Origin of the sequence: Caballeronia mineralivorans PML1(12), from assembly GCF_001028175.1 — a bacterium.
Lineage (GTDB): Bacteria > Pseudomonadota > Gammaproteobacteria > Burkholderiales > Burkholderiaceae > Caballeronia > Caballeronia mineralivorans.
Genome location: NZ_AEJF01000212.1, coordinates 25697 through 32305, shown reverse-complemented (window position 1 = coordinate 32305; position 6609 = coordinate 25697). Strand labels below are relative to the sequence as shown.

At 61.7% G+C, this 6609-nt stretch carries 5 protein-coding genes and 1 tRNA gene; 2 read left to right on the top strand and 4 right to left on the bottom strand.

What is annotated here, in order from left to right:
- Positions 1–916 (top strand): glycerate kinase family protein (locus tag EOS_RS35400; RefSeq protein ID WP_047896869.1); only part of this gene is annotated, 916 nt, incomplete at its 5' end.
- 76 nt (positions 917–992) lie between these two features.
- Here the strand turns inward: EOS_RS35400 and EOS_RS35395 are convergent.
- The 3 genes from EOS_RS35395 to EOS_RS35385 form a co-directional block, all read right to left on the bottom strand.
- Complete coding sequence (locus EOS_RS35395; RefSeq protein WP_047896868.1) at positions 993–2399, bottom strand: PepSY-associated TM helix domain-containing protein; 1407 nt, start codon at positions 2397–2399, stop codon at positions 993–995.
- A 51-nt stretch (positions 2400–2450) separates the two neighbouring features.
- Positions 2451–4847 carry a TonB-dependent receptor gene (locus tag EOS_RS35390; protein WP_047896867.1) on the bottom strand — a complete coding sequence of 799 codons (2397 nt, stop codon included), beginning with the start codon at positions 4845–4847 and terminating at the stop codon, positions 2451–2453.
- 64 nt (positions 4848–4911) lie between these two features.
- Complete coding sequence (locus tag EOS_RS35385; RefSeq protein WP_235443061.1) at positions 4912–5358, bottom strand: DUF2946 domain-containing protein; 447 nt, start codon at positions 5356–5358, stop codon at positions 4912–4914.
- A gap of 370 nt (positions 5359–5728) precedes the next feature.
- Between EOS_RS35385 and EOS_RS35380 the strand changes: the two genes are divergently transcribed.
- Positions 5729–5815 (top strand) — tRNA-Leu (locus tag EOS_RS35380).
- Positions 5816–5899: 84 nt separating this feature from the next.
- On the opposite strand, the gene clpP is transcribed toward EOS_RS35380, so the two are convergent.
- Entirely contained in the window at positions 5900–6502 is a 603-nt protein-coding gene (clpP, locus tag EOS_RS35375; RefSeq protein ID WP_047896866.1) for an ATP-dependent Clp endopeptidase proteolytic subunit ClpP, read from the bottom strand.
- Positions 6503–6609: the final 107 nt, after the last annotated feature.

Below are 6609 nucleotides of genomic sequence, written 5' to 3'. Positions count from 1 at the left end.
GCGGCGCGACGCCGCGACGGGTTTGCTGGCGGATGGCAGCGCGATCGTGGAAACGGCGGAAGTCGTGGGCATCACGGATCCGGACGGCATGGCTGTGCCGGTTACCGAACGTAGCACGCTCGGCATGGGCGAAGCGATCCGCACCCTGCTCGATCTCGACGTGCGCAAGTTCTATGTCGCGCTGGGCGGCAGCAGCACGAACGATGGCGGTGCGGGCCTTCTGGTTGGCCTCGGCCTCAAACTCTTCGATGCAGACGGCAAGACGCTCGACCCCGTGCCGTCGCAGCTTGGGCGGATTGCGCGCATCGACGCAACAGGGCTCGATCCGCGCGTGCGCGAAGCCGAATTTACCGGCATGTCCGACGTCGACAATCCGCTCACCGGCGAGCACGGCGCAACGGCAATTTTCGGGCCGCAGAAAGGCGTGACGGCCGATCAGATCGCGACGATCGATGCGGCACTCGCTCATTTCGCCGATTTGCTCGAACCGGCGCTTCAACTTACCGCACGCGATAAACCCGGCGCTGGCGCGGCGGGCGGTCTCGGCTTCGCGCTGCATATGCTGGGCGCGAGTTTCGAGGCCGGCGCGGAAGTGGTCGCGCGCCAAGTCGGCCTGGACATCGCGCTCGAGGGCGCGACCTGGCTGATCACAGGCGAAGGACGCTCGGATGTTCAGACGCTGCACGGCAAGGCGCCGTTTATCGCATGCCAGCACGCTCGTGCGCATGGCGTGGAAGCGTCACTGCTGTCCGGCGCTATCGATCCGGCCGCCCTGCCGCGTTTGTCCGAGCATTTCAGCGGCTGTTTTTCGCCCGCACCGGGACCGATCACGCTGGAAGTCGCGATCCGCGATGCCGCGACGCTGCTGGCGAACGAAGCCGAACAACTCGCAAGGTTGAAGTTCGGCTCGCGGTGATTACACGGGCGCCGGCTAAACGCTGGCCGTCGGCTCAACCACCCATACGTCCCGTAACGTCCCATCACGCACACGTTCATCGTGTGCTGGCAACTCTGCCGGAACTGAACAGCAACCGATCCGATATCCACACGATCAGCATCGTCAAGCCCATCATCGGGAAGACGACGCCAAGCGCCGTCAGACCGCCGATCCAAACGTGCATCGGCGGATTTGAGACCGGTCGGGATGGCGCGCCGAGCGCCCTGCCCGGCTTGCGTTTGCGCCACATCACAAAGCCGCTGACCGACATCGCCGCGAGCCCGAGCGAGATGGCCGACGCAAGAATCTGATTCGCGACGCCAAAATAACGGCCCATGTGCAGCGACGTGCCGTATGAAATCCACTTCGCCACGCGCCCGTAATCGCGATACGCGATCTCCGACAGAATCCGGCCGCTGTATCTATCGATGTGCAATGTGCGTTCGGCTTGAGGATCGGCGGGAAAGTACGACACCGTGTACACGCCTTGCGGGGTTGTCGGCAACGCGATGTCGTAACTGTCCTTCACGCCCGCTTGCGACGCAATCGCCACTACTTGATCCAGTGGGATCGTCGCGTTGGTGGTATCAGCGGCGCTGTTCGGAACGCGTGTATCGCCAACGGCCCACGGCGTCTGGGGCAGCGGCAGATCATCCATCTTCATGCCAGCCATCGATGGATCGGCCATGTTCATCGATGGCTTCGCGGAATGCACATGCGCATTACCCCACGCGCCCGGTGGATAACCAAGCTGCGCGGACGTAGCGAGCGCCTTGAACTGCTTGCCCCAGGTACTCGACCACGGCAGGCCGCTCAGCACAAAGAACAATGCGCCAAGCGCGAGCCACGCACCGCCCACGGCATGCAGTTCGCGCCACCACGCGCGGCCTTTAAACGACGACAGCCGCGGTACAAATCGCCCACCCGTCTGACGTGCCTTCGGCCACCACAATGCAATGCCCGTCCCGATCATCACAAGCGTCCAGCAGCCGGCCAGTTCCATCACGATCTCGCCGGTCTTTCCCAACAGTAATCCGCGATGCAGATTGCGAATCTGCTTCATCAACCGGTTCTCGACGCTCAGCCTGCCGAGCACCGCGCCCGTGTAGGGATCGAGGTAGATACTTTCGCTCGATCCCGACTGCATACGGAACACGAACTCGGCGCTGCGGCGCGGATCGGTGTTGATAACAGCCGTGGTTGGCGTGGCATCGCGTGGTTCAGCAGCGCGCGCTTTCGCGAGCAAGACCTGCTGGCTCAGACGCGGCTCGGTGCGAGCATCGACGATCATCCGGTCGTGATAGAGGAGCGGCTCGATCTGCGGCTGAAAACAGTACAACGTGCCGGTGATCGCGAGCACCAGCAGCAACGGCATGACAAACAAGCCGGCATAGAAATGCCAGCGCCACAGCAGACGATGCCGCGCGAGCGCACGGGCATCGGGGAGAGAAGCGGATTGCATGTGAGATGTCCTTCAATAGGTAAGCTGGAAAATAAGCCGGAAAAACCAGCGTCAGATCCCGATACGGCCTTCGACATAAACCGTCCGCCCCGCATACGGATGAAACACGTAGTAGCGGTGATCGAAGAGGTTATCCACGCCTATGCCGAGCTCGGTGCGCTTCGTTGGACGGAAGGTGAACTTGGCGTCGACGACCGTGTACGTGCTCGTGCCGCCGTAGGTATTCGGGTTCGTATCGGTGTTGGTGAGCGTGTTGTATTCGCGGCCCGAATAGCGTGCGGCGACCGTGACCGCGCTCTGGCTTGTCGCACGCCACGTAGCGGCCACGTTCGCGCGCCACAACGGAATGCGATAGAAGTACTTGCCCACCGACGCCGGATTGCCGCTGTTCGCGATGATCTTCGACTGTGTGTACGCCACGCCCGCCGTCAGATCGAGGCCGCGAATCAGTACGTCCTGCCCTTCGTAGCTTGTTTCGATGCCGCGCGAACGTACCCTGTCGATGTTCTGGAAATTCGTGATGTTCGGAATCACCGTCGTGTTGGTCTGGCTGAACAGCGTGTTCTTTACGTCGTCCTGAAACAGCGTGAATCGATACACGCCGTTGCCGTGCTGCCATTCGGCCGTCAACTCTTTCGAGAGATCGTCTTCCGGTTTCAGGTTCGGGTTGTTGTTGACGATCGATAACCCCGTGATCTGCCCTTGGAACAACTCGCCGACGGTCGGAAACCGGTAGGCCCGTCCTATCGATGCACGCAGCAACAGGTCTTGTGTGACATCGAAGGACAGCGAGGCTTTCGGCGACCAGTGGCTCTGGCTGACCTCGCCGTAATTCAACAAGGTCGCGCCGACCGCCCGCGCGCCGTCGTACGCATTCCAGTTCTCGTAGCGCGCACCGTAGGTGAATTTCCAGCGCGGGAGGAAACGCCATGCGTCTTGCGCATACACGGCTTGTGTCTGGGTGCGGCCGCCGAATGCGTTCGCAAACGATGTCCCCCCGCCGTCGCGCCACGCGGGCGTGTTGTAGGTTTCGTTGTCGAGGAAATAGTTGTCGTAGTGGTAGCCGAACGACAGCCAGTGCGCGCCCAGACCGGCAGTGGGCGCGGCTGGCGTCCAGCTCGTGCGCAGGTCGAGCGTTTTCCAGCCAGTGCCATCGCCGAATGCAATTGTGCCCGCGCCATTGCCCGGCACGCCCGAATTCGCCGTGCGCGCAATGCTCTGCGTGATATCGAAATACGACGCCACGGCTTCAGCATTCCAGCCAGCCGCGTTACGCGTTTTCAGCGATAACCCGTACAGGAAGTTTTCGCTCGAACCTTGGCTCGGCGCGAACGTGGCGGCGGGCACGTTGTATTCGTAGCCGCCAATGTTAACGAGGCCGCTATAGACGGGATTGCCCGCGGCATCGCGGAGAAACGACTGTGTGTCGCTGTTGTATTTCTGATGCCAGTAACCCAGCGTGAAGCCGGCTTGCAATGTCGGCGTGAAGTCGTAAGCGAGCTTCAGCTTGAACTGGTCCTGGAAGGTCCGCTCGATCCCTTCTGACGTCACACCCAGTACCGCCGTGCGATTGTTGTTCTGGTCGTTGTAGAAATACGCGCCGGTGACCGGACGATCGGTGGCCTTCGCCGGTGTACTCGATGCCGCCAGCGTCGCAAATTGCAGCGGCTGGCCCGTGTTCTCCAGGTGATCGACGCCAATCAGCCAGGACAGATTGCCGTTTTTATCGCCGATCGTCGCCGACGAATTCGTCCCGTTGAAACTGCGATTCACGCCGAACAGATCGAAGTGCTGGGAAAACGCCTGGACGTGGGCATCGGCTTCGAACTTCTGCGGCATGCGCGTCGTGATGGCTACCGTCGCGCCGATCGAGTTGCCGGGATACAGCGCGGAATACGGGCCGTAGATGACGTCGGTGCGTTCGATGTCGTCGGCGAAAACCATCGACCAGCGCGGTGCGAACGTGAACGTGTTGCCGAGGAAATTGCTGAGCAGCAGGCCATCGGCATAGACCAATCCGCGCGCCGTTTGCGAATTGCTCGTGCCGCGCACGGCAATAGGCGAATTCACGTCGCCGATAAAACGCTTGCGCACCGCCAGATTCGGCACGTACTTCAGCACGTCCTCTGGCGTGACCACGTTCCAGTATTGCGACTGATCGGCCGTGACCGTGGCGGTCGTGGCGGGAAGGTTCGGATCGAGTGGAGAACGCGCCGATGGGCTCGCCGTGCTGGTTACGACAACTGGGGCGAGCTGGATGGCATCGGCGTCGCGGTTATCCGGCGCGCTTTCCGGTGCAGCTGCGGTAGCGGCGGGCGCAGCAAGCGCAAAGGCCGGCGCCATCAAAGACAGCGGCAAGCAGGCATGACGATGAAATATGAACGCGCGCGAACGCACGGCGGCACGGCGGCCAGAGGCCTGCCGTGCTCGCTTGAGGAGCTTGAGCATCGAAGAAATCCTGAATGAGTGGACGCAGACCGGCCGGCTACGCGCGCTTAGACGGCGCACCTAGTCATGGCAAACGGTCTCTGACGACAGACTTCAGGAAACGACGGGCGGCGCGCGTGGTGAGGCGGCGTTGAATGACTTGACGTGGACGGCTTGCGCGACGGCGCGCGGCCAGGCGCGTGACACGTTCGATGCGCACCAGCCCGGCAGCCGGCGCCGATGCCAGCGGCACGTTGTGCGCGAGCAGGCCGCAGTATGAACAGGCGTCGAACGAATCGGCTCCGGCCATGTGGTGGCCAGCGTGTTCGTCGGTTTGGGTCTGGGCTTCGACGTGAGCGGTGGAATCAAGCGCAATCTGTGCGAGGGCATCGACGGAACAAATCGCTGCTTGCGGATCGAGACTCTGCTGGCGCGACGCGATCGTCTGACTGATCACCGGCGCGACAATGGCAAGCCACATGGCGGCTATGCCGAGCCAAGCAACGAAGCGATTGCGCGAGGTGCGATTCATCAGGACGAGCTTCGCCGGAGATTGGACAAACGAGAATGAGTTGCGATTGTAGGCAGGTCGGAGGTGGTGCGCAATGTGGTTCGGGGGTTTCGTTCGCGCCAACGTTTTACGGGCGGGGTTCTGTCGGCAACGCGGATGAAGGGCGAGGTCGCCGACAAAAACCAGACCCTTCCACGTGCCGGCCCACTACAGACATCGGCCATTGGATCGGTTAGAATGCCGGGCTTGGCATGACGCGCGTCATTGGCGTTATCGGGAAACGCAGCGGGAAACGCAGTTTCCCTTAGGTTTTTAAGGCGCGGTCAAACGCGGTCATGGGTCGTACGCCCCATGCGTTGCACTGCCCGCTTTAAACTAGCCGCAAAGACACGCGTGAGTGGCGAAATTGGTAGACGCACCAGGTTTAGGTCCTGACGGCAGCAATGTCGTGTCGGTTCGAGTCCGACCTCACGCACCAGGTTGAAAACAAAGCCTCGCAGTGAAAACTGCGAGGCTTTGTCGTTTCCGGGGTTAATTTTTGGGACGTGCGCCCCCGCCCTGCTCAGGCAGCGCGCTGCGTCAGCACTTCGTCGATCAAACCGTACTCCCGCGCCTGATCCGCCGACATGAAATTATCGCGGTCGGTATCGCGGACAATCTCCTCCACGCTCTTGCCCGTGCGCTCCGCCATGATCCCGTTCAGGCGCCGGCGCAAATGCAGCACCTCTTCGGCCTGGATGGCGATATCGGCAGCCGTACCCTGCGAACCGCCCGAAGGCTGGTGGATCATGATGCGCGCGTTGGGTAACGCGAACCGCTTGCCTTTGGCGCCCGCGTTCAGCAGGAACGTGCCCATGCTGGCGGCAAATCCGGTGCATAGCGTGGAGACGTCCGGGCGGATGAACTGCATAGTGTCGAAGATCGCCATGCCGTCGTAGACCGAGCCGCCCGGCGAATTGATGTACAGCGCGATGTCCTTGTCGGGGTTCTCGGCCTCGAGGAACAGCAACTGCGCCACGACGAGACTCGCCGTCTGGTCCGTCACCGGTCCCACCAGGAAGATGATGCGTTCGCGCAGCAGCCGCGAATAGACGTCATAGGCCCGTTCGCCGCGTCCGGATTGTTCGATGACGGTCGGCACGAGGCCAAGGTTGTGGGGATTCATATCGTTGCGTTTCCTTTGTTTTTGCCGATATCGGCTGAAGATGGTTGCCTCACCCGATATGACGCGCATCGTCGTCCGTGCGTGACGCCCGTTCCCGCGATATATTT

Coding starts and splice junctions, on each gene's coding strand:
- EOS_RS35395 (WP_047896868.1), bottom strand. CDS start 2,399: ATGCAATCCGCTTCTCTCCCCGATGCCCGTGCGCTCGCGCGGCATCGT.
- EOS_RS35390 (WP_047896867.1), bottom strand. CDS start 4,847: ATGCTCAAGCTCCTCAAGCGAGCACGGCAGGCCTCTGGCCGCCGTGCC.
- EOS_RS35385 (WP_235443061.1), bottom strand. CDS start 5,358: ATGAATCGCACCTCGCGCAATCGCTTCGTTGCTTGGCTCGGCATAGCC.
- clpP (WP_047896866.1), bottom strand. CDS start 6,502: ATGAATCCCCACAACCTTGGCCTCGTGCCGACCGTCATCGAACAATCC.